The organism is Candidatus Melainabacteria bacterium (genome assembly GCA_016193285.1).
In the GTDB taxonomy this organism is placed as follows: Bacteria; Cyanobacteriota; Vampirovibrionia; order 2-02-FULL-35-15; family 2-02-FULL-35-15; genus JACPSL01.
On the sequence record JACPSL010000019.1, the window covers coordinates 14,071 to 39,527 of the forward strand.

Below are 25,457 nucleotides of genomic sequence, written 5' to 3' on the forward strand. Positions count from 1 at the left end.
GTTTCTATTAATCTATTGGTTCTCCACTAATTTTAAAAATACGAACTTTCTTGCCATCTTTTAAAATTTTATGTCCGCTTCTGCTTGGTCTTTTCTTTGTAGCATCATAGAGCATAACTTTAGATGCAAAGATTGGTGCTTCTTTTTCAATTATTTCACCAGCTTGTCCAACTCTTTTTGGTTTTTGATGTCTGTGAATCATATTTACAGACTCAACTATTACCTTACCCTCACGTGGAAATACAGCTAGGATTTTCCCAGTCTTTCCTTTATCATCTCCAGAAATAACCATTACAGTATCACCACGTTTAATACTTAATTTTGCTTTTGGATTTGTTACACTATCTTTTACAAATGCTTTTGAAACAATGTAAAAACCTTTTCTCTTAGGATGTCCTCCAATAGGAAGATTTGAGTATATAACTCTTCTTCTTTTATTCTTGTTATTTATTTTTATATATTGTTCGCTCATTTCTCAATTCTCAATTTCTATAATACCTCTGGTGCTAATGAAACAATTTTCATAAACTGTTTTTCTCTTAACTCTCTTGCAACAGGTCCAAAAACGCGGGTTCCTCTTGGGTTGTTTTGTTTATCAATTATTACTACAGCATTTTCATCAAATCTAATTTTACTGCCATCATTTCTACTTAAAGTTTTTTTAGTCCTGACAATAACACAAGTAACAATTTCATGTTCTTTTACAAGCATATTTGGAAGTGCTTCTTTTACAGAGCCAATAATAAGATCACCAACACCTGCGTAACGTGCATTACTTCCTTTTAAAACTCTAATGCATCTGACTCGTTTTGCACCAGTATTGTCTGCAACTTCTAAATTAGTTTCTTGCTGTATCATTTTCTTTTAATAGACCTCTATTCTGTTTTTACCAAGACTTCGTTTAACTTCCACCTTTTTGTTTTACTAATTGGTGGATGCTCAATGATTTTTACAATATCTCCAATCTTACACTGATTAGTTTCATCATGTGCTTTAAACTTTTTTGTCCTTATCACTGTTTTTTTATATTTTGGGTGTGGGGTTTTGTTTTCAACTGCAACAACAATGGTTTTATCCATTTTATTGCTTACAACCTTCCCAGTTAAAATTTTCTTTGGCATAGGATTATTTAGCTTTATTTTTGCCCTCCCTTAGATTTAATTATAGTAAGCAATCTTGCAATTTCTTTTCTTTTTTTTCTTATTTGAGAGACATCTTCTAATTGTCTGCTTGCAAATTTCATTCTTAAGTCAACAAGTTCTATCCTAGATTTTTTTATCTGGTCTTTTAATTCACCAGATGTTAATTCTCTAATTTCTACTAGTTTCATAAGTGCCATAAAAAATTATCCTTTTATATGTTCTTCTTTTTCAAGAATCCTACATTTTATTGGTAGCTTATGAGATGCCAAGAGTAACGATTCAATTGCTATTTCTCTTGGAATGCCAGTCATCTCAAAAAGAATTCGACCTGGTCTTATAACTGTAACCCAAAACTCAGGATTACCTTTGCCAGAACCCATTCTAACTTCGGCTGGTTTTTTTGTTACAGGTTTATCTGGATAAACCATAATCCAGATTTTTCCGCCTCTTTTAATACTTCTTACCATGGCTTTTCTTGCTGCTTCTAATTGCTTTGATGAAATCCAAGCTGGTTCCAGTGCTTGTAAACCATACTCACCATAATGCAATCTAACACCACGTGATTCCTTACCAGTCATTCTCCCACGCATTTGTTTTCTAAATTTTGTTTGCCTTGGAACTAACATTACTTTTTACCTTTTTTTCCTTCTTCTCCCTTTTCTAAAATTAGTTTCACCTTCATCCTCACTAACATCTGTTACTGGTTTTAGTGCTTCTTTATTTGACCCCACAGTTTCGCCAGGCATTAAATTGCCACGATAAATCCAAACCTTTACACCAATTACTCCAAATATAGTTCTTGAAATTGCAAGACCATAATCAATATCTGCTCTCAACGTATGTAATGGTATTGCACCTTCCCGAAGCCATTCTGTTCTTGCAATTTCATTGCCTCCAAGCCTGCCTGAAACCATTACCTTAACACCTAATGCGCCAGCACGCATAGCTCTTTGCATTGCTTGTTTCATTGCCTTACGAAAAGCAACTCGCCTCTCCAACTGTTGAGCTACTGCTTCGCTTGTAAGTTGAGCATCTAAATCAGGCTTAGTTACTTCCATTACATTAATTTGTACAACAACATCTTTCCTGTTAATTAATTCAAGAATTTGATTTCTTAAAGTTTCTAAACCTTGTCCACCTTTACCTACAACAATTCCTGGTCTTATAGAATGAATATTAACTTGAATTAATTGAGCTTTTCTCCAAATCTCAATTTTACTTATACCTGCATTGTAAAGTTTTCTTTTTATAAACTCTCGTATTAGCCTATCTTCCATAACTAAGTCTGCATAATACCTTGGAGGTGCATACCATTGAGAATCCCATGTCTGGATAATTCCTAACCTAAAACCTTTTGGATGTGTTTTTTGACCCATTATTATTTTTTCTCCTCTTTTTTTTCTTTGTCTTTATGTTCATATTTAGTAGCTGCCTTTACTGGTTTTGAAGAAGCAAGATCTGAATCTGATACAACTTCTAGTGTTACATGGCTTGTTCTTTTTAAAATAGGATACCCTCTTCCTCTTGAAACTGCTCTCCACCTGCGTAATGTTGGTGCTCCATCTACACATGCATATGAGATCTTAAGCTCTTTAGGATCTAGTTTTTCATTTTCTTTTGCATTAGAAACTGCTGATTTTAAAACTTTTTCAACAATTTTTGCTGCAGCATAGGGCATAAACTTTAAAATAGTTTGTGCTTCAATTGTACTTTTGCCACGAATAACGTCAACTACTCTTCGTAACTTTCGTGGAGACATTCTAACGTATTTTACAATTGCTTTTGCCATAGCTTAACTGATTAACCTTGTGTTGCCTTTCCTTGAGGTGGCGGACTACCTGTTGTGTCTTCTTTCTTTGCTATTCCAGAATGTGCTCTAAAAAACCTAGTAGGAGAGAACTCACCTAACCTATGACCAATCATTTGTTCTGTAACATAAACAGGTATAAATTTTCTGCCGTTGTGTACTGCAATAGTGTGTCCTATCATTTCAGGTACAATCATTGACGCACGTTTCCAGCATTTTAAAACTTGCTTTTTGCCTGATTTATTCATATCAAGTATTTTTTTAATAAGTGAAGGATGAACATAAGGACCTTTTTTAAGTGATCTTCCCATAATTATTTCTTTCTCCTTGCAATTATATATTTATCTGAGAGTTTAGGTTTTCTTGTCTTTCCTACTGCAGGCTTACCATAAGCTGTCTTTGGTTGGCCACCAATAGGACTTTTACCTTCACCACCACCATGTCTATGATCAACAGGATTCATTGCAGCACCACGAACAGTTGGTCTTATGCCAAGATGTCGTTTTCTTCCTGCTTTACCTAAACTAACGTTCAGATGATCTACATTTCCAAGCTGACCTAAAGAAGCTCTACAATTTATATTAATCTTTCTCATTTCACCTGAGGGTAATCTTAAAGTTGCATATTCATCTTCTTTTGCAAGTAACTGAGCACTAGCTCCAGCTGACCTAGCTATTTGTCCGCCACAACCAGGCTTCATTTCGACATTGTGTACAAACTCACCAATAGTAATATTTCTAAGTGGCATAGTATTACCAGCTTTTTGCTCAATATTATTACCTGATATTACAACATCATTTACTTTTAAACCTATTGGTGCAAGTATGTAATTTTTTTCTCCATCCTTATAATTAACTAGTGCAATCCTGCAATTTCTATTTGGATCATATTCAATTGCTACAACCTTTCCTGGAACATCATTTTTACTTCTTTTAAAATCAATTAACCTGTAATGTTTTTTATGTCCTCCACCTTTATGTCTTGTTGTAATCCTGCCCTGGTTGTTTCTTCCAGAGATTCTTTTTATCTTTGTTAATAAACTACGTTCAGGTCTGGATTTAGTAATGTCACTAAAATCAATAAAGCTCATTCCTCTTTGTCCTGGTGTTAATGGTTTTCTTTCTTTTACTGGCATAATTTCTTACGATACCTCAGGGAAAAATTCTAGTTTAGCTCCACTTATGGTAATGATTACTTTCTTTTTGTCAACCGGTAACTTATAGCCACCTTTTGTTCTTTTCTTATGTCCTTTTATTTTTAAGGTTTGGATATCTAAGACTTTTCTATCTGGGAAAATTTCTTTAAATACACTCTTAACATCATCTTTTGTAGCACCTCTTGCTATCAAAAAAGTATATTTATTATGCTTGCTTAAAGCAGTACTTTTTTCAGTTATAACTGGCTTGAGGATTACATTTGATATGTTTTGATTCATTATGTTACCTTTGGTAATCTTTCTTCAAGCTTCTTTAAAGCACTTTCAGTAATTCCTATTGAAACAGCTTTCATAATCTCATAAACACTAATAAATCTTTCATCTTCCATTTTTATATCTGGTATATTTCTAGATGCTCTAAGAGCTTCTTGGAAATAATGTTCATTAGGGTCTGCTATTAAAAGCAATGGCCTTTTTGTAAGACCTGATGATTTAATTAAACTTAAAAAACTTTTTGTTTTTCCATCTGTAACTTCTGGTAATCCTTTTAATATTTCTATCTTTTCTTTACTTAAAGCAAGTGCTTGAGCAATTGCAATCTTTCTAGCCTTTTTAGGAAGGTTTTGTTTATAAGATCTTGGTTTAGGACCAAAAGTAACTCCTCCACCAACCCATAATGGCGATCTGCTTGAACCTGCTCTAGCTCTACCAGTACCTTTTTGTTTCCAGGGTTTCTTACCACCCCCTCTAACTTCTGCTCTTGTTTTAGTAGAAGCTGTACCAGCTCTCTTGTTATTTAAATGTCTTAAAACTGATAAATGTAATAAATGAACGTTTGGTTCTACCCTTGTTTTTTTCTCAACATGTTGTACGCTTGTTTTTGACATTTTTTAAAAGCAACTCTAATATTTATATTTTTTGAAAGCATACTTAAAGATGCAAAGGTTAATTCTAACGGTCTTGTGATATTTTGGTCAACGGTACAAATTTATTTAACTAATCATATGCTATTTTAAATAAGTAGAGACGCGATACAATGAGAGCTTTATTTATAAATCCTGGAGGTATTGGAGATCAAATATTACTTTTACCTACAGTGAAACTTTTAAAAGAGAAATATCCAAACTGTATGATTGACTTATTAACTGAACCAAGAAGTGAATGTGTAGCAAACCTTACTAACTTATTTAGAAAAGTCAAGGTATTTGATTTTAAAGAAAAAAATCCAAATATTCTTAGGTTAATAAAAATAATAAGAGCAAGAAACTATAAATATATTATTTCAACAGGTTCTTCTTATAAAGCAAATTTAGTTGCTTTCTTGGGTAACTCAAACACTAAGATAGGATTTTACAGTGGTGTTTTAAGCAACTTCTTTTTAACACAAAGCATAAAACTAAATACAAAACAATATGCAACAAATATGTTTGCTGAATTACTACTACCAATATTTCCGGAATTAAAAAACTTAATTCAAAGTAAGGATCTAATACCAGAAATAAAATTAAACCCCGAAGCAATTCAATGGGCTAAAGAAATCCTAGTTCCACGAATCCAAGAAAGATATTACGCAAAGAAAATCTTTATTCATCCAGGGGTAAGTAAACTTAGTATTCAAAAAAATATTTTAAAAAGTTGGCCAGGAAAAAACTGGGCAGCTTTAATAGAAAAATTATTAGAAAATAAAGACAATAATGTCATTCTTTTAGGAGGAAAAGATGATACTGATACAATAAACGAGATCCATAAAAGACTTACTTTTTTTGCTAGACCTAAAAACTTTTTTGATTTTAGTTCATTAGATCTCTCAATTGAAAAACTAGCTGCTTTAATTGGTTCATCTGATTTACTTGTTTGTGCAGATTCGGTTCCAATGCATATTGGTGTAGCACTAGGGAAAAAGATTGTCTCTTTTTTTGGTCCTACTGATCCTAAAAAGCTCTTACCAAAAGATCCAAGGTTCATTGCTGTACATGTAAATGATCTTGAATGTAGACCTTGTTTATTTGACACAAGAAAAAAATCATGTTCAAAACCAGAATGTTTAGGTGTATTGCCGGAAACAATGCTCAGTGCTATTAACAAAGTAATTCATAGCGAGACTTTACCTTGTTAAAAGCGGGAAATCAACTACTTTTTCATCTTCACTAGCTTCTCTTGATACTTGTTTTAGCTGAGTAAGGATTTTTGCCAAGAAAAAAAGTTGTCTATCTTCTTTTTCAGTTAGGGTTTTAAACCTAGCAGAAAAATCTTTATGTAAAAAAAAAGAAAGCTCATCAATTATTTTGTCTAATTTATATTTAATTTGTTTCTTCATACTTTTTTAAAATTATATTATGAAGTATAATGAATTAGGAAAAAAATAAGGAAATGAGGAAGAAAATAATAATAGGTAACTGGAAAATGTACCTAAGTCTTTTGGAAGCTCAAGATCTTGTTTTTAAACTTAAAAATTATGCAAAAGAAAAAAATAATGTAGATATTGCTGTATGTCCTTCATTTGTTTATCTTCAAGCTATAAACAAAATTCTTACAGGAAGTAAAATTAAAATTGGCTCGCAAAACATGTTTTATAAAGAAGAAGGAGCATTTACAGGTGAGGTCTCGCCAAAAATGTTAAGAAATTTAAACATTGAAATGGTAATTATAGGTCATAGTGAAAGAAGACAATATTTTAATGAAACAGATGAAAATATAAACTTAAAAATCAAGGCAGCTCTTAAGCATGGTCTTATACCAGTTTTTTGTGTAGGAGAAAATTTAAACATAAGAGAAAATGGACAAGCTAAGGAATGGATAAAAAAGCAGATTTTATCAGGGGTAAAAGATCTTACAGAAAAAGAAGTAGAAAATTTAATAATAGCTTATGAACCAATCTGGGCAATTGGGACTGGAAAAATTTGTAGTGGTAAAGATGCAAATGAAATAATTCAGATGATTAGAAATACTCTAAATAGTGAAAAAATAAGAATACTTTATGGAGGCAGCATAAAATCAGATAATTTTAGTGAACACATTAATTATCCAGATATTGATGGAGGATTAGTTGGTGGTTCTAGTTTAAAGCTTGAAGAGTTTACTAAAATTATTGACTTGGCAAGTTTGGCAAATACCTTACATGGACTTCCTCAAAGCCGTCCTGTATAAATTTATTTGCTGTCAAATATGCTTTCTTTTTTGAACCAAATCTTTCAACCTCAAAGACATAAATACCAGTATTTAGTTGTTTTATATTAATTTGTTTAAACTGTGGTAATAACTTTATAGCTTCTTCTTTTGCAATTAACAAATCCCCATATTTTCCTATTGTTAAAACATAAGATTTATCAAAGAGACCTCTATAAAATTCTTTTAACAAGCTAACTGACGTAGTAACAGTATTAATTATCAAAGGATCTAATTTTTTTAAAAAGAATGAATTAAAGAAAATACTTACACTTATTAAAGAAATAATTAAGAACATTAGCCAGAGATTATTTTTTTTAACCTTATTTTCTTTAAAAGCTAGTTTGTAAAATGGATTTTCTGTATTTTTATCAAAAGATAAATTTTTATTTAGAGATTCTAAGGTATCTTTAAGTAGAGGCAGGGTTACCCTGCCTCTACTACTGATTTTCCACTTAGTCCTACTCATATAAGATAAAATTTACTTCTAATTCTCCAATTTCTCGTCTTCTAATTTCTCATTTTCTGATTGTACTTCTGGCTCTGGTTCTGGAACAAGAGCTTCTTCAGTTAATTCAATATTTAACTCATCACCTGCTTTAATATCCACCATATTTCCTCTTTGAAAGGCAAATAAAGCTATTCCAGCAACTGCACCAACTATAGCACCAACAGTAGCACCAACTGCACTACCTTCAGCAGCAAGCCCAGCACCAAAACCAGCTGCAGCAGGTCCAACTATTGTTGCACTTGAGATCAAGGCTGTTTTCTTTGTAAATTTCCCTTTAAGTAATCCACTATGAGTTAAAACACTTGCTGATATTGGAATCTTTCTGCCATCAGGAATAGTTAAACCTTGAAACTCAATCCTAACATTTCCAGCCATATGAAGTCTCCTGGCTACATTTATCTCTGATATTTTACCTGTTACTGCACTACTAATAGGCACTACTATTTTTTCATCTACAATAATATTTTCTGATATCCTGGCTTTTATTTCATCTTCAACCATGCTTGTAATTTCATCAATTGGAGTTTCAATAATTATTTTTACCTTAGTCCCTCCAGGAATTTTACTTACATGTCCTTTTAATATCTTTGGATTGTCTGGATTAATAATGGCAGAGTCATCTTTTAAATCATTGTCTTCATTGAGGACAGGGCTAACTACTGGCTTTGATTCACTATCCGAAAAATCATAATTAATATCCTCTGCATAAGAAGGAAAGCAAGTAATTAACAAACATAATTGAAACAAAAGACTTAATAGCTTTAATTTAAGATTTTTAAATTTAAAATATTGCATGAACTAAGCTTACTCCTTTTTTAATTTTAAATCCAATGAATTACTTAAAACAAAACCAATGAAATAAATCAACAAATACCTTACCTCAGTGTCTCCCCAATAAAATTCAAAAAATCCATGTACTAAAAATGCAATCATTACTGAAAACAAACTCAACACATATGTGTTTTTCCCAAGATTTTTAATAGAATAATACAATATTGAGAAGAATAGATTTATAAATGCAAAAAAACCAATCAAGCCTTTTGTAACTAATATCTGCAAATATGTGTTATGTGCATGAGTTAATATTTGAGCAGGATGAGTACTACTCACTTCATGATATATAAGAGGAAATTCCTTTGTACCAAATAAAATATTTTTCTTCCATATACTTATTGCAATATCCCAAACTTTAAATCTAACATTACCCAGTAAACTGTCTGGAGCAAATAATATGTTTTCAACTCGTTTTAAAAATTTTTTATTGACGGTAAGAGCTAAAAGAATTACACCAAGCACACTTGCAACTGTTGCAAACAAAGCTATCTTGTGATTTTTTTGAATAATAAGAAATAAAGCTAAACCAATAAATACACTCAATATAACTGAACGCTCTAAAGTACATAAAATACAAAAAAGGCACATAATTAAAAATATAATAGTAAAAACCTTCTTTTTACTACAAGTTAAAAACAAATTATTTAAGATTAAAAAGAAAAAAATAATTAACTGCCCACCATAAGAATAAGAGTTCTTGTGAAAGCCTGATAAACGATTAATATCAGTTTGTCTATGAAGAATGTCCATATGAAAGAACTGAAGTAAACCATAACTAATTGAAATAATGGCTGCAATTAAAAGAGAATATTTAATAAGTTTAAACTTGCTTTCATTCTGTGATAGAAAAAACAAAACCCACAAGAATACAAAATAATCCTGGCTACATCTAATAAAAGAATGAAAACCTTCTTCAAAGCCTGAATTAACAATTTTAGACAAAGTAAAAGCAAAAATATAAATTAAGAAGGCTCTGTGAATACTTAAAAAGTTCTGGAATATAATGCCTTTGTAACTTGTAGAGCCAAAGAAAAATCTTAAAGCAAAAACAATTGCACCTAAATATATTAAAATTCCTGCTAAAGTTATTGATGTAACAAGGCTAACAGGAAATAAAAAAATGAAAATTGACTCTAGAAGTTTAAATGTATTGATTAAAATTAATGGTGAAGTCAAATTAGTTCCTCAAAACATCTCTATTTTAAATCTCTTAAAACTCTATAAAATAAATCCAGAAAGAGTTGTTATAGAGTTAAATAAAGTTGTTTTAAAAAAAGAGTATTATGAAAACACAAAACTTAAAGAAAATGATGAGCTAGAAATAATAACATTTGTTGGAGGGGGATAATTTCTTATATAAAATGAATGAATTATCTGTCTTTTCGCTTAATCATGAAATATTAGCTGACTTAGAAACACCAGTTAGTACGTTTTATAAATTGTGTGAAGATAAGCCTCATTCCTTTTTACTTGAGTCTGTTGAAAGTAATGAAAAACTAGGAAGATATTCAATCATTGGAACTGAACCTATTTTACTTTTTCATTCCAAGGGAAATGAAACATTATTAGAAAATAAGGTTACTAACAAAATAACTAAATTAGAAAATAACCCTTTCAATTCTTTAAAAAAGCTTCTTAAAGACATTAAAACATATGATAAAGAAAACTCTAGCTTTCAAGGATTTGTAGGTTACTTTGGCTATGAAAACATTCGTTGGATTGAACCAAGAACTAAACTAACTTATTCCAACCAAGCTCCAGATGTAAGTTTAATATATCCAGGGAAGGTAGTAATTTTTGATCATATACTCCATAAAGTAAATTTAATTGCAAATGTACTTTTACCTTCGGGAAATAAAACTGAATTAACTACAACACACTCACAAGCAAAAGAAAAACTTAACTTACTTTTAAGTGACTTTAAGAAACCAAAACAATTTAAATTATTATCACTTAACTATGAAAATAATAACGAGATTACATATACAAGTAACATAAAAAAAGAAAACTACATTAATACAATAACCAAGGCAAAAGATTACATAAAAAATGGTGATATTTTTCAAGTTGTTCTTTCTCAAAAGCTTTTAGTGCAAGGTAAGCACAATGGTTTTTTATTGTATAGAGCTTTAAGAAGCATAAATCCTTCACCTTATCTTTTTTATTTAAATTACAAAGACTTTGAGATTGCAGGCTCTTCACCAGAAGTTATGGTTAAAAGTGAAAAATTATTCCAAGAGAAGAACTCTGTCAAAAAAGCATCACTAAGACCAATTGCAGGAACTTATCCTAGAGGAAAAAATGATAAAGAAGACTTAAATAATATTTCAAAACTTTTAAGTGATCCAAAAGAAAAAGCAGAACATTTAATGCTTGTTGATTTAGCAAGAAATGATTTAGGAAGAGTTTGTGAATCAGGCTCAATTAAAGTTCCAGAGCTTATGACTATTGAAAAATATTCACATGTTTTACACATAGTAAGCCAAGTAGAAGGCATATTAAAACAAGATAAGACATCAATTGATCTTTTGTGTGCTTCATTTCCTGCAGGTACTTTAAGTGGAGCACCTAAAGTAAGAGCAATTGAAATTATAAATGAACTAGAAAAAGATCAAAGAGGACCATATGGCGGATGTATAGGATTTTTTGGACTAGATGATACTATAAACACGTGTATGACTATAAGAACATTTATAGTTTACAAAGATTACCTTGAAATTCAGGTAGGAGCAGGAATTGTAGCAGATTCAAATCCAGAAAATGAATACAAAGAAACTCTTAGAAAAGGTGCAGCATTATTTAAAGCTATAAAATCACTAGAATGTATTTAATACTTTCCTTACAAATAATTTTCTATGTAATGGAGTCAGTCCGTGCTTTTTAATGGCAGTACGATGAAAGAGAGTCCCATATCCAACATTTCTGTTCCATCTATATAACTTAAACTTTTTATGCTTTGAAAGTTTTTTCATTAACATATCCCTGTAAATTTTTGCAATTATTGAAGCACTTGCTATTAAAGCAGATTTAGCATCACCACCAATAATTGACAACTGCCTACAGTTTATATAAGGATTAAATTTATTACCGTCTATTAAAATAAAAGGCTCTAAAAAATTATTTTCAATGGATTTAATTAAACCATCAAAGGCTCTTTTCATAGCAAGAAAGGTTGCATTTAAAATATTTAATTTATTTATCTCAAGAACAGATGCATATCCTAATGAAAAGTCACCAAGTTTAATTAGTGATTTATATAACTTTTTGCGTTCTTTGACATTTAATTGTTTAGAGTCATTTAACTTTAATAACACTTTCAAATTATGTAATTCTTCAAATGTATTTTTACAATTCTTCCAGCTAAAGGCACATGCAATAACAGGACCAGCTAATGCTCCCCTGCCTACTTCATCAATACCAATAAAATGATTTTTATTTCTAACATTTGTTAAAGCATTAGTAACATAATAGTCATATTCAATTAACTTATTTTTCTCCATCACTCAACAAGCTACTATAAGCAACAGTTATCTAAATACATAAGTTAAGAAAAATAAGTTACCGCCTACCTAGAGTAACATTTCAGAGCAATTTATTTACACAGTAAGATTTTATCCGATTTATTCGGTAAAATCTGAACACGTTAGGTATAGCACACTAAGAGTACTTTGCAAAGCCTGACGAGCAAAGAATGAGCAAGGAAGGCGGTAGGCAAAAACAAAAATAAGTTGTGTTATCATATAAACCATGAGTGTACTTAAAAATTTAATTTCAAATATAAATACTTTTACATCTTTAAATGGAACAGCAGGAGTAAATCATAGTTCTATTGCCAGCATTAAAAAAGTTGCAGATATTTATAAGTTGATTTTTAGATTATTCTTGTATTCAGTTATTGGTTTCTTTGCAAAGATAGTCCTACGCTTTTTTAATAGGGGACAGATCTATAGATCTGTCCCCTACTCGCAGGTAAAGAAATGAACCCGCTAATAAAAGAGATATCATTAAAAGCTTTAAAAAAAGACTTACCAAAAATACAAGTAGGTGATACTGTCAAAGTTACAGTAGTTATTAAAGAAGGAAGTAAAGAAAGAAATCAAAACTATGAAGGTGTCATTCTTAAAATGAAAGGTGTGGGAATAAATAAAACTTTTACAGTAAGAAGAGTTTTCCAGGGAGTTGGTGTAGAAAGAGTCTTCTTTTTAAATTCTCCCAAAATTGTACAAGTGAAAATCATTAGGCGAGGTAAAACAAGAAGAGCTAAGCTTTACTTCTTAAGAGAAAGAACAGGGAAATCAACAAAATTAAGAGAAAAAATGGAAGGTTTCTCAGAAGAAGCAGATTCAATTAAAGAAATGATCCCTGAGGAAGGAAAATTAGTAGAGGCAGGGTAACCTTGCCTCTACATAAAAAATGTATGATAAAACACTATCAATGTTTAATAACACTGCTAACTACAATTATGTTTTTTTTAATTTTACCTATGCATCCTAATGAACCAATAAAATCAGAAAAAGATACAGTTTTAATTCAAACAGAAAAAGGACTTATTAAAATTAAGCTTTTTATTAAAGAAGCACCTATTACAACAAACAATTTTATTGATCTAGTAAAAAAAGGATTTTATGATGGAACTATATTTCATAGGGTAGTTGAAAACTTTGTAGTTCAAGGAGGTGATCCCTTGGGAGATGGAACAGGGAATTATGTAGATCCAGAAAGTGGAAAACCTAGATTTATAAAACTGGAAACCAGTCCAAATTTAAAATTTGACAAACCAGGCAAAGTTGGAATGGCAAGAACATCAAATCCAAATAGTGCAAGTTGTCAATTCTTTATTGCATTACAATCTCTTCCATCATTAAATCCAGGAGGAGTTGATCCAAATGGATATGCAGTGTTTGGACAAGTAACGGATGATACTTTTGAAACAGTAAAAAAGATAGTAAGTGATTCAAAGCCTTCTGTTCCAGGCAGCGACAGGCCTGCTAAACCAGTAAAAATGATAAAAGTTACATTGCAGTGATATGCAAGAAACTATAGCTAACAAAACAAGATCACAAAAGCTATATAAGAAAGCACTTGAGCTTATATCTGGCGGAGTTAATTCACCTGTAAGATCATTTAAAGCTGTAGAATTAGAACCACTGTTTATTTCACATGCAAGTGGTCCATGTATTTGGGATGTTGATCAAAATAAATATATTGATTATGTTAACTCATGGGGAGCCTTAATTCATGGTCATGCTCATCCACAAATTATAGAAACTGTAGCCAAAGTCTTACAAAAAGGTACAAGCTTTGGTGCTCCACATGAAAACGAGATAGAACTAGCACAAATCATAGTTCAAAATATGCCGAGCATTGAAAAAGTCCGCCTCGTTAATTCTGGTACAGAAGCAGTTATGACTGCAATAAGGCTAGCAAGAGCTTATACTAAAAGAAATAAAATCATAAAATTCTCTGGCTGCTACCATGGACATTCGGATTCAGTTCTTTCTAAAAGTAGCTCAGGTCTTACTACATTAGGAATACCAGATTCATCTGGTGTTACAAAATCTACAGCAAGTGATGTAATCACCTTGCCATTTAATGATTTACATACATTTGAAATTACATTAAACAAATTTCCTAAAGATATAGCAGCAGTAATAACTGAACCAGTAATTGGAAATTGTGGGGTAATACTACCAGATGAATCATTCCTTAGATTGTTAAAATCTCTATCAGGAAAATTTAACTACGTCCTAATTTTTGATGAAGTTATTACAGGCTTTAGATTATCTCTTGGTGGAGCTCAAAAAATTTACAAGATAACTCCACATCTAACTACACTTGGGAAAATTATTGGAGGTGGAATGCCAGTAGGAGCAATTGGTGGTAAAAAGGAAATTATGGATTTACTTGCACCTCTTGGGCCAGTGTATCAAGCAGGAACACTTTCTGGAAATCCCATATCAGTTGCTTGTGGCATTGCAACATTAAATTTATTAAATGAAAAATCATATAAATATCTTGAGCATATAACTTCTTTACTTTGCACAGGAATTATAGAAATAAACAAGGAAAAAGGGATTCAACTTCAAGTTAATCAAGCAGGATCAATGTTTAGTATTTTTTTTACTGAAAATAAAGTTAATAACTATGAAACTGCTAAGAAGTCAAACACTAAAAGTTTTGCAAAATTTTTTCAGTGTATGCTTTCAAATGGAATATATATTGCCCCAAGTCAATTTGAGGCAAACTTTATTTCTACTTTACATACAGAACTAGATATAGAAAAAACATTAGATGCATACAAGAAAAATGCACAAAACGAATTTCAGATAACAAATAACTCATAAACCTCTGTGGAACTTAATTAACCTTATCTTCCGTCTAAATAAATGTTTTAAATATATGCAAAATATGCAAGTTGAATTGTTTGAATCTATAACAAGGTATATAGCAAGTTTAAACTTGGATGGAGATACTTTAAGAGCTTATACAATTGATTTACATAAGTTTGAAAGAACCATTGGCAATATACCATTAAGCAGTATTACAAAAGAACAGCTCAAAGGTTATTTAGATAACTTGACTTCTAAATATGGTGAAAGGGTTTCACTAGCTACTCAAAACAGACACTATGCTTCACTACACAGATTTTTTGAATGGTGTGTTCAAGAAAAGATAACAGAAGAAAATCCAATGGAGAACTTACCTCGAAGAAGGCCAAATAAAGATTTAGGAGAAATTACGCCAGGTTCAGTTATTAGAGCATTAAAAAAAGAACAAGTTGATAAATTACTTAAATGTGCTCAAACTACAAGAGAAAAAGTTTTATTCACTTTACTTTATACAAGCGGGATAAGAATTAGTGAAGCATTAGACTTGAACATTCAGGACATTACTGAAGGAACAATATTTATAAAACATGGAAAAGGTAATCAGCCAAGACAAGCATATTTGAGCAAGCAAACTGAAAAACTAATAATACAATACCTGGAAGAAAGAGGTAACCCAACAAGTGGGCCGCTTTTTGTCACAACTCACGGGCAAAGACTTTCATATGCTAGAGCAAGACAATTATTTATGGAAGCTGCAAGAAATATTTTAAATGCAGATGGCACACCAATTACTATTCACCAATTAAGGCACACATTTTGTACTGAAAGAGCAGGTCACATTGACTCATTTGTTTTACAAAGATTAGCAGGTCATAATGACATAAGAACAACTCTTAGATATGCAAAAGTAAGTGATACTGTAGCAAAAGAAGCATTTGAAAATTTTGACGAATGGCAGGAATATAAAAAAAGAATCTCAGATGATATTAAGCCAAAGCTACTTAAGTTTAATTAACCATTAATCAACAACATCAATTATTCCTTGTGGATTTATTTCTTTACTATGTTTGTTTAATACAATTAGTGCAGAATATACAGCTAATATTATTTCTAATCTCATAGGACCATTAGATACTATAGCTACTTCTTCATCAATATCTGTAGCTTTGTATATTTCTTTTGTTAGTAAAACATTTAAGTCTGTTAATAAAGGAGGGTATTCAAACAAAGTCATACTTTCAGTTATAGCTCTTTCTAGCTCGTTTACTATATCTTTATTATTACTGGATGTTTCTATATTAAAACTAAATTCATCTTTGTTATTAAGCTGAAATTTAAGTAAAAATCTTCCTGTAGTTTTAGATACATAATAAATTTCACATGAAGCTACTACTGCTTCATAAACATCTTTTGTTTTAGGATCTTTTTTCTTCCACTTGGTTACAAAATCAATATCTTTCCTAACATATGGAAGTGGTAACGGGTAGTAAAGTAAAACTAATGGTAAAAGCACAGGATAATTTTCTTGATTCAACAATTGAGTAAAAGAAGAAATAGCACTATTAATATCCTTGTCTTGTCCAAGACTTCGTTCTTGGACAAATTTTAATCTTTGCATAAAAAACAAATTAAAATCTTTGTCGTTTATTTCAAGTTTATCTTTAACTTCCTTTGCAAACAATCTTAAACATTCAGGAAACTCACGAGGTAAAGCAAATAACTGGCAAAGGCATTTTACTTTTGTTAAATCTACCTTGCTTAATTTAATTAATTCAAGAGGGAGAGGTGGTAAAAGTTTTTCCTCATAAGGATTGTCTTGCTTACCAGAGTTTTCTTCTTTTTTTAAGGAAGGACCAAGCTTTTTAAAATTACAAATATTTACTAAAAGTTCTGTGTTGCTATAACCTGATTGTTCTGGTGGAGAAAATATATGTGACAAAATAATTAGATTTTTATTTCTATTTTTACTTTCAGTACCACTGTCAAAGCCTTGGTAATTTTGTCTTAAAAATCCTTTAATACCAATATTTGTAGCTCTAAGTTCCTTAGCTTCAGTTTCTAGCTTTGCAAAGTTTTTATTATTATGTTCACTAATCCATGATTTTAATGACATATTTGGAACACCTGCATAAGCAGGCAGATCACTTGGGCCATGAAATTCAAGCTGAGAAGGTGAAGGTAAAGCCTGAGGATTTTTATTAAGATCAACTCTTACATCCATAGTTAATTTATTGTGGATTAAGGTTGCATTATTTAATACAGATTGATTTAGCAATGGACTTTCCTGAACTGGTTGGTTAATCAATACATTTGAATTAGTGTTTATCAGGCTTTCTCTAGAAGTGGTTTGAGTATCTTTAATATTCTTTACAACTTGATCTATTGGTTTATTGTCTTGTTGTTGATTTAAATTATTACTCTCGTTTCCCTTTGACAAATAGCCCTTTAGGCCTTGTAATAAATTCATTGATAAATTACTTTCTAATCCAGACATTTTTACTTATCACTCACCTTACTTATTTCAACAGATTACTCCCCAAACCCTTCTTGAGAAAGTGTTTGCCTAACTTTAGTAATTGCATCTTGAATCATATGAGAAACTCTAGATGGAGTTACCCCAAGCCATGACGCAATATCATTACCTCGTTTACCTTCATAAAAACGAAGTTCAATTACTCTTTTATGTTTTGGTGGTAGCTTATCAACTGCTCTTTTAACTGCTTCTTTAAGTTCCTGTAGTTCTAAACGAGCCAGCTCATCAGTTGTTAATTGTTCCTTGGTGGCTGTCTCTGTAGGAAAGTCTTCTAAATATAAAATAGTTTCAAATACTTTTTCATTAGCTTCTTCCTTGCTGAGATTGTTATAACTATCTTCTCCTGTTAATTCTTTTGGATATTCCCCTTCTTCTTCAAAAGCTTCTGAACTTTTATCCTTTAACTGATTTTGCTTTACTCCATACCAGTTGTACTTTACTCGTAATTCATCTTTTATGGCCCACTTTACTGCTTGTGCAATGTAACTTGAATTATATGTTTTTTTATTTGATATGACTTCATTTAGCAACTTATTTACTGTCAGAAGACCTACATTAATAAGCTCACTGTATTCAGCTAAATATGACGGTATAGTTTTATATTCTTTTTTAACCACCATTTCTATAATTGGCAGATAACGCTTTAAGATATCATCACTATTACCTGTTTCTGGCCCAATAAAAAGCTCCTTAGTTGACAAAGGAGGCTTTTCTTTTCCTAAACCTAAGAAATCTTTATTTACTTCTGAAGTTCTTTGAATATTTTCTTTGCTTTTTACCATTTTTTTATTTTAAACTTTTAAGTTAACGAAATTGTCCCTTTCCTCGTAATTGATAAATAAATATTAGTATTTCAGCAACAGCTCTATAAAGTTCAGGTGGAATTATCTGATTAACTCTAACTAGTCTAAACAAAGCTCTTGCTAAAGGAACGTTTTCTATGACTGGAATTCCAAATTGTTCTGCTATTTCAATAATTTGTAGTGCAATAAGTTCTGTACCTTTTGCAAGAATCCTAGGAGCTGAGTCCATTTCTGGTTCATACTTTAATGCCATAGCAATATGATCTGGATTTGTTACAACAAAATCTGCTTCCTGGACTTGAACCATCATTTGACCATAAGCTACTTGTTGTTGTTTTTGTCTTCTAATTGCTTTAATTAAAGGATCACCTTCAGTTTGCTTAAACTCATCTTTTAATTCTTTAAAAGTCATTTTCTGATCACTTAGATATTTCCATCGCTGAAATAAATAATCAAGGATTGTTACCACAAGTAAAAAAATCATACTTCTTACAGTAAAGTCATAAAATAAATCACCTAATACATAGATACTACTTAGTTTATTATTTACTTCAATTAAACTAAGCACTTCCTCCATATGCTTGTTAAAGGTTATATAAGCAATGTAACCTAAAACACCTACCTTAAATGCTGACTTAAGGAGTTCAAACAAGGAACGTACATTAAAAATAATTTTTTTAAATCCTTCAAAAGGATTTAACTTTTCTAGCGAAAACTTCATTGTCTCTGTAGTAAAAATCGGACCTACCTGAAAAAATTCAACTGCTACTGCAGTAATTAAAAGTGCAAGCAATAGAGGTAACATAATAATTGCTAAACAATAAAAAGTATTATAAAAAATAAATCCATAGCCTATAGTTGATAAAGATCTATGCGGAATTTGATTCCATAAACCATTAAATAACCTCGAACAATTTTCCCAAATAAAACCTGCACTATAAAAAATAATAAAAAAACCAACAATAAAAGTAACAAGCTGGGTTAAGTCCCTGCTTTTAAAGACTTGACCTTTTTTATGTGCTTCTCTTAATTTATGTGGTGTTGCATCAAACTGCTTATCACCAGCATTTTCTTCTGGCATTTTTTACATCCTATTTCCTAATTTCTGATTCTCTGATTCTCTGTTCCTCCAATTCTCTAAATTCGCCTCTCTAGAATAAAGTTAAATAGAGAAAGATATCGTTTGGTTAAATAGTAAAGGTTTTTAACCATACTTTAATATACCCATCGGCTTTTCTTTACCAGGTCTTAGTACTTATTCATAGAATTAGGGTTAACATATTTATATTATGGGACTACAAAATCATACAACAGGATCTTTATTTCCACCACCAAAACCGGCCGGTGCGTCTGATGCTGATCCACAAAAAACTCAAAGTACACAGGCCATAAACCAACTTGAAAAAGTAAGTAGGATCCCTACTCAACAAGGTCAAACAACAACAAGCTCAGTACCAGTTAAATCTCCAGACAGTTTTGGAAGCACCAATAACATACCTAGAACAAGAACATTACCACCTGAGCAAACAGCATTTATTAACAATTCCATTGAAAAAGCAAAAAAAGACTCTTCTAATTACTCAATTGATGACGATGTCTTTGCTACAGCTGCAGAAATTATAGAGTTAGCTCTTACAAATAAAGGAGTTGTGGGTTTAGAAAAATTGTCCTCTATGGCTTGGGAAGTAGTACGAGATCCAAAAAAACGAAGAGATTTACTTGGTGCAGCACAAACAATTGTAGATAACTCAATTGGTGAATTTGAAAAAAATCCATCAAAAGAAAAATCTAACGAAGCTAATCCACGTTTTGCTTTTGTGAATAGTACACTTGATTTTGAAAAATCAGTCAGAGCAATGGATTTAGAATTATCAAAAGAACGATTTAGCTATGGCAATAATACCCTAGCTTATGCATAAATATTATTAGAAATATTTAGATATTGCTCAAATGTAAGATTCTCAGCACGTAAGTTACTATCTAGTTGAAGTTCATTAAAAGTTTTAATTAACAGTTCTTTGTTACCAATTAATTTATTTAATGCATTAATCACTTTTTTCCTTCTTTGCTGAAAGCTAGTCCGGATTATATTTTTTAATAATGTTGGATTTTTTACAACTTGCAATTTCTTTTTTACATTAAAAGAAACAAAAGCAGAATCTACTTTTGGTCTAGGGTAAAAAACAGAAGCTGGGGCCTTAAATAAAATTTCAGGAGAAGTAAAATACTGAACTAAGATTGTTAACGGACTATATAATTTTGTGTTTGGCTTAGAAATAATACGCTTAGCTACTTCTAGCTGAAGCATTAAGTAAACCTTGTCAATATATTGCAGATGCTTTGCTGGAGCATCTATTTCACCAAACACTTTTAAAAGTATTTTTGATGTGATGTTATAAGGGATGTTGCCAACAATATTTAAAGCTGAGAGCTGAGAACTGAAAGCTGAAAGCTCTAACTCTAAAAAGTCATTTTTAACCACCTCGATGTTCTTATTACTTTTTACGTTTTCTTTCAACTTTTTTAAAATATCTCTTTCAAGCTCTACAGCGTAAACTTTTTTTACTTTTTTAGCTAACAAACAAGTTAAAAGTCCTGTACCAGCACCAATTTCAAGAACTGTGTCGTTTGAATTCAAGTCTATTGAATTAATTATTTTATTTAAAAAATTTTTATCTGTTAATAAATGCTGTCCAAAGCGTTTTTTCATTAGAAGCTAATCGCTGATAGCTATTTCTTTTTTTTTCCATAACGTTTTTGAAATCTATCAACACGTCCTTCAGAGTCAATAATCTTTTGTGTCCCTGTATAAAAAGGATGACAAGCGCTACATATTTCTACTTTAATTTCTTTCTTTGTAGAACCAATTTCAATTTCATTGCCACACATGCAGGTGGCTACTATATTGTGATATTCAGGATGTATTTTTTCTTTCATTGGAATCTAAATAGTACCTAAAAAGTAAAAATAGTTCAATGTAATACAGCTTCTTCCTTTGTCATCTTATCTATTTCTTCTAACAAGACACTTAGCAACTTGTCTTCTGGTAAGACTTTAAAAACTTTGCCTTTTTTATAGATAACACCTTTACCATTTCCTCCAGCAATGCCAATATCAGCAGCTTTAGATTCACCAGGACCATTTACTACACATCCCATTACTGCAACAGTTATTGGCTTTTTAAGATTTTTTAATTTGTCTTCTATTGTTCTTGCCATTTCTTCAAAGTTGTTTAATTCCATTCGTCCACAACTTGGACAACTTACCAAATTTAATCCTTCCTGCCTTAGACCTAATGATTTTAGAATACCTTTAGCAACTTCAATTTCATTTACAGGATCACCTGTCAGTGAAACCCTGATTGTATCCCCAATACCTTCTGCAAGTAATGTACCTATTCCAACACAGGATTTTATTGTCCCACCTTTTGGTGTACCAGCTTCAGTAACACCTACATGGAGAGGATAATCAACCTTAGTAGCTATGAGTCTATATGCTTCAAGCATTACTGGAACATCTGATGCTTTTAAAGATATTTTTATTAGATTAAAATTTAAGTCTTCTAAAATTTTTACATGCTCTAAAGCACTTGCTACCATTGCTTCATGAACTTTGTCAGCGCCATAAATTGTACCCCACTTTGAATCAAGTGAACCTGCGTTTACTCCAATTCTTATTGGGATTTGTCTTTCTTTTGCTAAAGTAATTATTTCTTTTACATGTAAGTGCTCTCCAATATTTCCTGGATTTAATCTAAGCCCGTCAACACCTTGCTTTATTGCTTCAAGTGCTAATCTCCAATCAAAATGAATATCTGCAATTAATGGAATTGGAGAGTGTCTTTTTATTTCTCCAAGTTTACTTGCAGCTTCTTTATCAGGTACAGCAACTCGTACAATTTCACACCCAGCATCTCTTAATTCTTTAATTTGTCTTAAAGTAGCTTCTATATCTCTCGTATCTGTTGTAGTCATTGACTGAATTACAACTTGTGCATCTCCACCAACAGGTACAGAGCCTACATACAACTTGTGTGATTTTCTTCTTATCATTTCAATGTCCTTAGATATGCAATCCTATCCTTAGCATCTTTTGCATAAGTACCAAGAGGTGCGTTTTGAAGATATTTTTGGTAGTAATCAATTGCAGTTTTATTAATTTTCTTTTCTTCAAATAGCGTACCTAAAAAGAAAAAACTATCTGCTTGTCCTTTTGGATCCAACTGAACTGCCTTTGTATAAGATTTTATAGCTTCATCGGTTTGTTTATTGGCTTGATATGCTGTGGCTAAATTAAAATATGTCTGAGCATCATCAGGTGTTAGTTCAAGTGCTTTGTTATAGTCAGTTATAGCACCAGCAAGATCGTTAGAAGTTTGTTTATTAATGGCATTTTGTATTAAAGGGGAAGCAAGATCAATCTTAGCTAGTTTTAATGCATTTGGATATGTTTGATTAGTCTTATCGATATTTATAGCTTTCTCATATTGAATAGTAGCATTATTTAAGTCACCAGATGCTTGATAAGCTGTACCAAGATTATAAAACAAGGCAGCGTCATTTGTGTTTATTGACAGTGCTGCTAAATATGTAGAAATTGCTTCTTGATAGTTTCCTGAGTTTTGTAGTTCAACAGCTCTTGTAGATAGTTCTTGAACTTTTTTATTGTTTGCTTGTTTCGCCAGAAGTTCTAAAGCACTTTTTGCTTTTTCACTTCCAGGATCTAATCCCAGTGCCTTTTTATAAGCTTTTTCAGCATGTTCAAAATCATCTTTAGCTTGAAATGCTGTACCAACATTGTAGTGTAATTTTGAATCTTGTGGGTTTAGTTCTATTGCTTTAACATATTGTTCAATAGCTTCATCAAACCTGCCTTCAGTTTGTAGTTTTAATGCACCTTCAGCAATTTGTGAGGATTGTGCTTTTAATTTTTCCTTACTTAAATTCTCAAGAGATTTTTGAGCAAGCTCATTTTCTGGGTCTAATTTTAGTGCTTGATTAAATTCTTCTTCTGCATTTGTAAAATCTTTTTTCATTTGAAGAGCTAATGCTAAACCAACGTGATTGTCAGCAACAAGTGGAGCAAGCCTAACAACTTCATTCCAGCCTCTAACATTTGCGCCTAAGGCATCTTGTGAAGCAGGATCAAGTTGAATTGCTTTTTTATAATGCTCAATTGCGAGAGCAACATCCTTAAGTGCTAACAACCCATCTCCTAACTTTATATGTCCCTTTGAGGTTTCTTTTAATTCAAGTGACTTTTTATAAGAATCAATTGCTTTATTTATGTCATCTGTTCTTTGTCCTTCTCTTAAGTACAAAATATAATAAATATCTCCTATGCTAAGTAAAACATTTGGCTCAGCACCTTTAGCTAGGCTTAAAGCTTTTTGGTATTCAATAAGTGCAAGCTCAAAATTAGCATCAGCTCTTAGCTTATCTCCAAGTTGTGCTCTAGTTTGAGGGCTATTAGCTTTAACTCCTCTTTGAGAAAGCAAGGCATCTAAATTTGCATCTGCTGTTTTATTTTGAAGATCAAAGTAAATTGCTAATCTGAATTCTTTTAAAGCACTTTCATAATCAGTTTTATCTGCCAGATATTTACCATAGTTATTATGGGCTATGCTAATATTTTGCCTAACAAGAATATTATTTGGTTCAATTGACAATGCATCACTAAATAATTTTAGTGCTCCTTGGTAATCCTTGTTCTTATGTAGTTTTATTCCTTCATTTATTAAACTAACTATTTCTGGATTAGCTGTATTTGCTCCATCCTGGCAGTAAGCATTAAGTAATTGAATGATTAAAAAAACAATAAAAAGAAAATATATATATTTTTTTTCCATATCAAGATACTATTTTAGCGTAGAGTATTTCCAATGGAAACCACTAAGCTGCTATTAAACAAAATTTCTTTCACACAATTAACCATACTTACCTTTTTAAGTTCCCCTTTCTTCTTTTTTAAAGATTATGAAATCTTTTCAGCAATTTTAATTAGTGCTGTAGCATCGTTTATATTCATCCAACTAATTAAAATTAGCACACACAATAAATTTTTTGTGCTGTTTGGTTTTCCCGTACGATTATTACTAATTGCACCACCTTCAGCTTTACTAGTTCACAAGCTACATTCCAATCTGATAGCATTGTTTATTGGTTTTGTTATCAGTCAGGTAATTTATTTTATATTTGTTTATTCATATGCAAAAAAACGAATTTAAAGGAAAGTCATGTTGCTAGGTGTCCATATTACTGGAGAAATTCTTGGACAAAAAGTCCACATGGATACTCTTATTTACTCATGGGCAATTATGGGTGGTATATTAGGAATCTCTTATTTGCTTACAAGAAACTTAAAGATTGAAGCCCATAACTTGAAACAAACTTTATTAGAAACATTATGGGGGCTTATAAATGGATTAACCTCTTCACAAATACCAGGTGACAAGGGTAAAAACTTTATTCCATTAATTGGAGGTATTTTTATTTTTACAATATTTGCTTATTGGTTAGGTTTAATGCCTTGGAAAATAGGAGAAGTTTTTAACTTTTGGCCAAAACTTGACAATGGGGAACCATGGGAAGGCTCATCTCCTGCAGCAAACATAAATGTTACTCTTGGAATGGCATTAATCTCATTAGTAACTTATATACTTGCAGGAATAAAAAATGGTGGAGTTGGATACATACTAAATTATTTTAAGCCTTTAGGGTTTGTTGAATGGTTAGACTTATTGGTTAGACCATTAACATTATCTTTGCGGCTTTTTGCAAATACTATTGCAGGAGAAGTTTTAGTTGTTTCAGTTTTAGGTTTAGTGGCATTAGTTGTACCTGCAGTTGCACTTGCATTTGAACTTTTTGTAGGCTTGATTCAAGCATTAGTATTCTCACTGTTAACTACAGTTTATATTGGAACTGCAATGGCTCATTCAGAACATAGACCAAAGACCAAAGACCATAGACCTTTCCTAGGTCTATAGTCTATAGTCTCTAGTCTGTAGTCTTTCTAAAAAACATCTACTTTTATGTTCTCGCAACTTTGAAAATTAATCTCGAGAAAAGGCGTAATTCTTGAAAATATTAAAGTTTAAACAAAAATAGATGGCCTACATATTAATTCCTGGCATTGGTAGTTGTAATTGCTTAAAGGCATACTCTGTTCCACCAAC

Annotated in this window: 34 protein-coding genes; 11 read left to right on the forward strand and 23 right to left on the reverse strand. The window is 31.4% G+C overall.

Features of this window, described 5'->3' with window-relative positions:
- Nucleotides 1–7 precede the first annotated feature (7 nt).
- Genes rplX through rplD form a run of 11 tightly spaced genes read right to left on the reverse strand, consistent with a single transcriptional unit; the run spans nt 8 to nt 4,992 of the window.
- Complete coding sequence (gene rplX, locus HYY52_04555) at nt 8–472, reverse strand: 50S ribosomal protein L24 (GenBank protein ID MBI2995956.1); 465 nt, start codon at nt 470–472, stop codon at nt 8–10.
- A gap of 17 nt (nt 473–489) precedes the next feature.
- Entirely contained in the window at nt 490–858 is a 369-nt protein-coding gene (gene rplN, locus HYY52_04560) for a 50S ribosomal protein L14 (protein ID MBI2995957.1), read from the reverse strand.
- Between the two features lie 17 nt (nt 859–875).
- Nucleotides 876–1,121, reverse strand: a complete 246-nt coding sequence (gene rpsQ, locus HYY52_04565) for a 30S ribosomal protein S17 (GenBank protein ID MBI2995958.1) — start codon at nt 1,119–1,121, stop codon at nt 876–878.
- Between the two features lie 14 nt (nt 1,122–1,135).
- The gene (gene rpmC / locus HYY52_04570) at nt 1,136–1,339 is read right to left on the reverse strand and encodes a 50S ribosomal protein L29 (GenBank protein ID MBI2995959.1); all 204 of its coding nucleotides are present in this window, start codon (nt 1,337–1,339) and stop codon (nt 1,136–1,138) included.
- A 6-nt stretch (nt 1,340–1,345) separates the two neighbouring features.
- Nucleotides 1,346–1,768, reverse strand: a complete 423-nt coding sequence (rplP, locus tag HYY52_04575; GenBank protein MBI2995960.1) for a 50S ribosomal protein L16 — start codon at nt 1,766–1,768, stop codon at nt 1,346–1,348.
- 6 nt (nt 1,769–1,774) lie between these two features.
- Nucleotides 1,775–2,518: a 30S ribosomal protein S3 gene (gene rpsC / locus HYY52_04580; protein ID MBI2995961.1), complete on the reverse strand. Its 744-nt coding sequence runs from the start codon at nt 2,516–2,518 to the stop codon at nt 1,775–1,777.
- A 2-nt stretch (nt 2,519–2,520) separates the two neighbouring features.
- A complete protein-coding gene (gene rplV / locus HYY52_04585) occupies nt 2,521–2,931 on the reverse strand; it encodes a 50S ribosomal protein L22 (protein ID MBI2995962.1) in 411 nt (136 codons plus the stop codon).
- 11 nt (nt 2,932–2,942) lie between these two features.
- A complete protein-coding gene (rpsS, locus tag HYY52_04590) occupies nt 2,943–3,260 on the reverse strand; it encodes a 30S ribosomal protein S19 (GenBank protein ID MBI2995963.1) in 318 nt (105 codons plus the stop codon).
- A gap of 2 nt (nt 3,261–3,262) precedes the next feature.
- The gene (rplB, locus tag HYY52_04595; protein MBI2995964.1) at nt 3,263–4,084 is read right to left on the reverse strand and encodes a 50S ribosomal protein L2; all 822 of its coding nucleotides are present in this window, start codon (nt 4,082–4,084) and stop codon (nt 3,263–3,265) included.
- Nucleotides 4,085–4,090: 6 nt separating this feature from the next.
- The gene (locus HYY52_04600; protein ID MBI2995965.1) at nt 4,091–4,384 is read right to left on the reverse strand and encodes a 50S ribosomal protein L23; all 294 of its coding nucleotides are present in this window, start codon (nt 4,382–4,384) and stop codon (nt 4,091–4,093) included.
- Nucleotides 4,384–4,992, reverse strand: coding sequence for a 50S ribosomal protein L4 (gene rplD, locus HYY52_04605; protein MBI2995966.1), 609 nt, complete (start codon nt 4,990–4,992; stop codon nt 4,384–4,386). Before rplD ends, HYY52_04600 begins: the two co-directional genes overlap by 1 nt.
- 149 nt (nt 4,993–5,141) lie before the next feature.
- Here rplD and HYY52_04610 point away from each other — a divergent pair, with 149 nt between their 5' ends.
- Nucleotides 5,142–6,221, forward strand: coding sequence for a glycosyltransferase family 9 protein (locus HYY52_04610; GenBank protein MBI2995967.1), 1,080 nt, complete (start codon nt 5,142–5,144; stop codon nt 6,219–6,221).
- Here HYY52_04610 and HYY52_04615 read toward each other — a convergent pair.
- The gene (locus HYY52_04615; GenBank protein MBI2995968.1) at nt 6,210–6,422 is read right to left on the reverse strand and encodes a hypothetical protein; all 213 of its coding nucleotides are present in this window, start codon (nt 6,420–6,422) and stop codon (nt 6,210–6,212) included. The two genes, HYY52_04610 and HYY52_04615, sit on opposite strands and share 12 nt — an antisense overlap.
- Nucleotides 6,423–6,475: 53 nt before the next feature.
- On the opposite strand from HYY52_04615, the gene HYY52_04620 reads away from it, so the two are divergent.
- Nucleotides 6,476–7,252 (forward strand): triose-phosphate isomerase, encoded by a 777-nt coding sequence (locus HYY52_04620; protein MBI2995969.1) that lies wholly within the window; start codon nt 6,476–6,478, stop codon nt 7,250–7,252.
- On the opposite strand, the gene HYY52_04625 is transcribed toward HYY52_04620, so the two are convergent.
- Genes HYY52_04625 through HYY52_04635 form a run of 3 tightly spaced genes read right to left on the reverse strand, consistent with a single transcriptional unit; the run spans nt 7,191 to nt 9,557 of the window.
- Nucleotides 7,191–7,739: a hypothetical protein gene (locus tag HYY52_04625; GenBank protein MBI2995970.1), complete on the reverse strand. Its 549-nt coding sequence runs from the start codon at nt 7,737–7,739 to the stop codon at nt 7,191–7,193. The two genes, HYY52_04620 and HYY52_04625, sit on opposite strands and share 62 nt — an antisense overlap.
- 18 nt (nt 7,740–7,757) lie before the next feature.
- A complete protein-coding gene (locus HYY52_04630) occupies nt 7,758–8,576 on the reverse strand; it encodes a hypothetical protein (protein MBI2995971.1) in 819 nt (272 codons plus the stop codon).
- Between the two features lie 9 nt (nt 8,577–8,585).
- Complete coding sequence (locus tag HYY52_04635) at nt 8,586–9,557, reverse strand: O-antigen ligase family protein (GenBank protein MBI2995972.1); 972 nt, start codon at nt 9,555–9,557, stop codon at nt 8,586–8,588.
- Nucleotides 9,558–9,768: 211 nt separating this feature from the next.
- Between HYY52_04635 and thiS the strand changes: the two genes are divergently transcribed.
- Nucleotides 9,769–9,963 (forward strand): sulfur carrier protein ThiS, encoded by a 195-nt coding sequence (gene thiS, locus HYY52_04640; protein MBI2995973.1) that lies wholly within the window; start codon nt 9,769–9,771, stop codon nt 9,961–9,963.
- Between the two features lie 13 nt (nt 9,964–9,976).
- Nucleotides 9,977–11,446: a chorismate-binding protein gene (locus HYY52_04645; GenBank protein MBI2995974.1), complete on the forward strand. Its 1,470-nt coding sequence runs from the start codon at nt 9,977–9,979 to the stop codon at nt 11,444–11,446.
- Here HYY52_04645 and HYY52_04650 read toward each other — a convergent pair.
- Nucleotides 11,432–12,115, reverse strand: coding sequence for a ribonuclease HII (locus HYY52_04650; GenBank protein ID MBI2995975.1), 684 nt, complete (start codon nt 12,113–12,115; stop codon nt 11,432–11,434). The two genes, HYY52_04645 and HYY52_04650, sit on opposite strands and share 15 nt — an antisense overlap.
- A gap of 247 nt (nt 12,116–12,362) precedes the next feature.
- Here HYY52_04650 and HYY52_04655 point away from each other — a divergent pair, with 247 nt between their 5' ends.
- The 5 genes from HYY52_04655 to HYY52_04675 are packed head-to-tail and all read left to right on the forward strand — an operon-like array spanning nt 12,363 to nt 15,959.
- The gene (locus tag HYY52_04655) at nt 12,363–12,596 is read left to right on the forward strand and encodes a hypothetical protein (GenBank protein ID MBI2995976.1); all 234 of its coding nucleotides are present in this window, start codon (nt 12,363–12,365) and stop codon (nt 12,594–12,596) included.
- A complete protein-coding gene (gene rplS, locus HYY52_04660; protein MBI2995977.1) occupies nt 12,593–13,009 on the forward strand; it encodes a 50S ribosomal protein L19 in 417 nt (138 codons plus the stop codon). The genes HYY52_04655 and rplS overlap by 4 nt, the downstream gene beginning before the upstream one ends.
- Before the next feature lie 23 nt (nt 13,010–13,032).
- Entirely contained in the window at nt 13,033–13,641 is a 609-nt protein-coding gene (locus HYY52_04665) for a peptidylprolyl isomerase (GenBank protein ID MBI2995978.1), read from the forward strand.
- A 1-nt stretch (nt 13,642) separates the two neighbouring features.
- Nucleotides 13,643–14,959, forward strand: coding sequence for a glutamate-1-semialdehyde 2,1-aminomutase (gene hemL, locus HYY52_04670; protein MBI2995979.1), 1,317 nt, complete (start codon nt 13,643–13,645; stop codon nt 14,957–14,959).
- Between the two features lie 55 nt (nt 14,960–15,014).
- A complete protein-coding gene (locus HYY52_04675; GenBank protein MBI2995980.1) occupies nt 15,015–15,959 on the forward strand; it encodes a tyrosine-type recombinase/integrase in 945 nt (314 codons plus the stop codon).
- A gap of 3 nt (nt 15,960–15,962) precedes the next feature.
- Here the strand turns inward: HYY52_04675 and HYY52_04680 are convergent, their stop codons facing one another.
- From HYY52_04680 to HYY52_04690, 3 genes are read right to left on the reverse strand one after another with little or no spacing between them, the layout of a single operon-like run.
- Entirely contained in the window at nt 15,963–17,438 is a 1,476-nt protein-coding gene (locus HYY52_04680; GenBank protein ID MBI2995981.1) for a hypothetical protein, read from the reverse strand.
- Between the two features lie 35 nt (nt 17,439–17,473).
- The gene (locus HYY52_04685) at nt 17,474–18,259 is read right to left on the reverse strand and encodes a sigma-70 family RNA polymerase sigma factor (GenBank protein ID MBI2995982.1); all 786 of its coding nucleotides are present in this window, start codon (nt 18,257–18,259) and stop codon (nt 17,474–17,476) included.
- A gap of 22 nt (nt 18,260–18,281) precedes the next feature.
- Nucleotides 18,282–19,361 (reverse strand): EscU/YscU/HrcU family type III secretion system export apparatus switch protein, encoded by a 1,080-nt coding sequence (locus HYY52_04690; protein ID MBI2995983.1) that lies wholly within the window; start codon nt 19,359–19,361, stop codon nt 18,282–18,284.
- A 208-nt stretch (nt 19,362–19,569) separates the two neighbouring features.
- Here HYY52_04690 and HYY52_04695 point away from each other — a divergent pair, with 208 nt between their 5' ends.
- Nucleotides 19,570–20,199, forward strand: a complete 630-nt coding sequence (locus HYY52_04695) for a hypothetical protein (GenBank protein MBI2995984.1) — start codon at nt 19,570–19,572, stop codon at nt 20,197–20,199.
- Here HYY52_04695 and rsmA read toward each other — a convergent pair.
- From rsmA to HYY52_04715, 4 genes are read right to left on the reverse strand one after another with little or no spacing between them, the layout of a single operon-like run.
- Complete coding sequence (gene rsmA, locus HYY52_04700) at nt 20,190–20,990, reverse strand: ribosomal RNA small subunit methyltransferase A (protein ID MBI2995985.1); 801 nt, start codon at nt 20,988–20,990, stop codon at nt 20,190–20,192. The genes HYY52_04695 and rsmA overlap by 10 nt on opposite strands.
- 20 nt (nt 20,991–21,010) lie before the next feature.
- Nucleotides 21,011–21,217, reverse strand: a complete 207-nt coding sequence (rpmE, locus tag HYY52_04705; GenBank protein MBI2995986.1) for a 50S ribosomal protein L31 — start codon at nt 21,215–21,217, stop codon at nt 21,011–21,013.
- A gap of 35 nt (nt 21,218–21,252) precedes the next feature.
- Nucleotides 21,253–22,332 carry a flavodoxin-dependent (E)-4-hydroxy-3-methylbut-2-enyl-diphosphate synthase gene (gene ispG / locus HYY52_04710; GenBank protein ID MBI2995987.1) on the reverse strand — a complete coding sequence of 360 codons (1,080 nt, stop codon included), beginning with the start codon at nt 22,330–22,332 and terminating at the stop codon, nt 21,253–21,255.
- Entirely contained in the window at nt 22,329–24,128 is a 1,800-nt protein-coding gene (locus tag HYY52_04715) for a tetratricopeptide repeat protein (protein MBI2995988.1), read from the reverse strand. The genes ispG and HYY52_04715 overlap by 4 nt, the downstream gene beginning before the upstream one ends.
- A gap of 387 nt (nt 24,129–24,515) precedes the next feature.
- Here HYY52_04715 and HYY52_04720 point away from each other — a divergent pair, with 387 nt between their 5' ends.
- Entirely contained in the window at nt 24,516–25,268 is a 753-nt protein-coding gene (locus tag HYY52_04720; protein ID MBI2995989.1) for a F0F1 ATP synthase subunit A, read from the forward strand.
- The last annotated feature ends 189 nt before the right edge of the window (nt 25,269–25,457 follow it).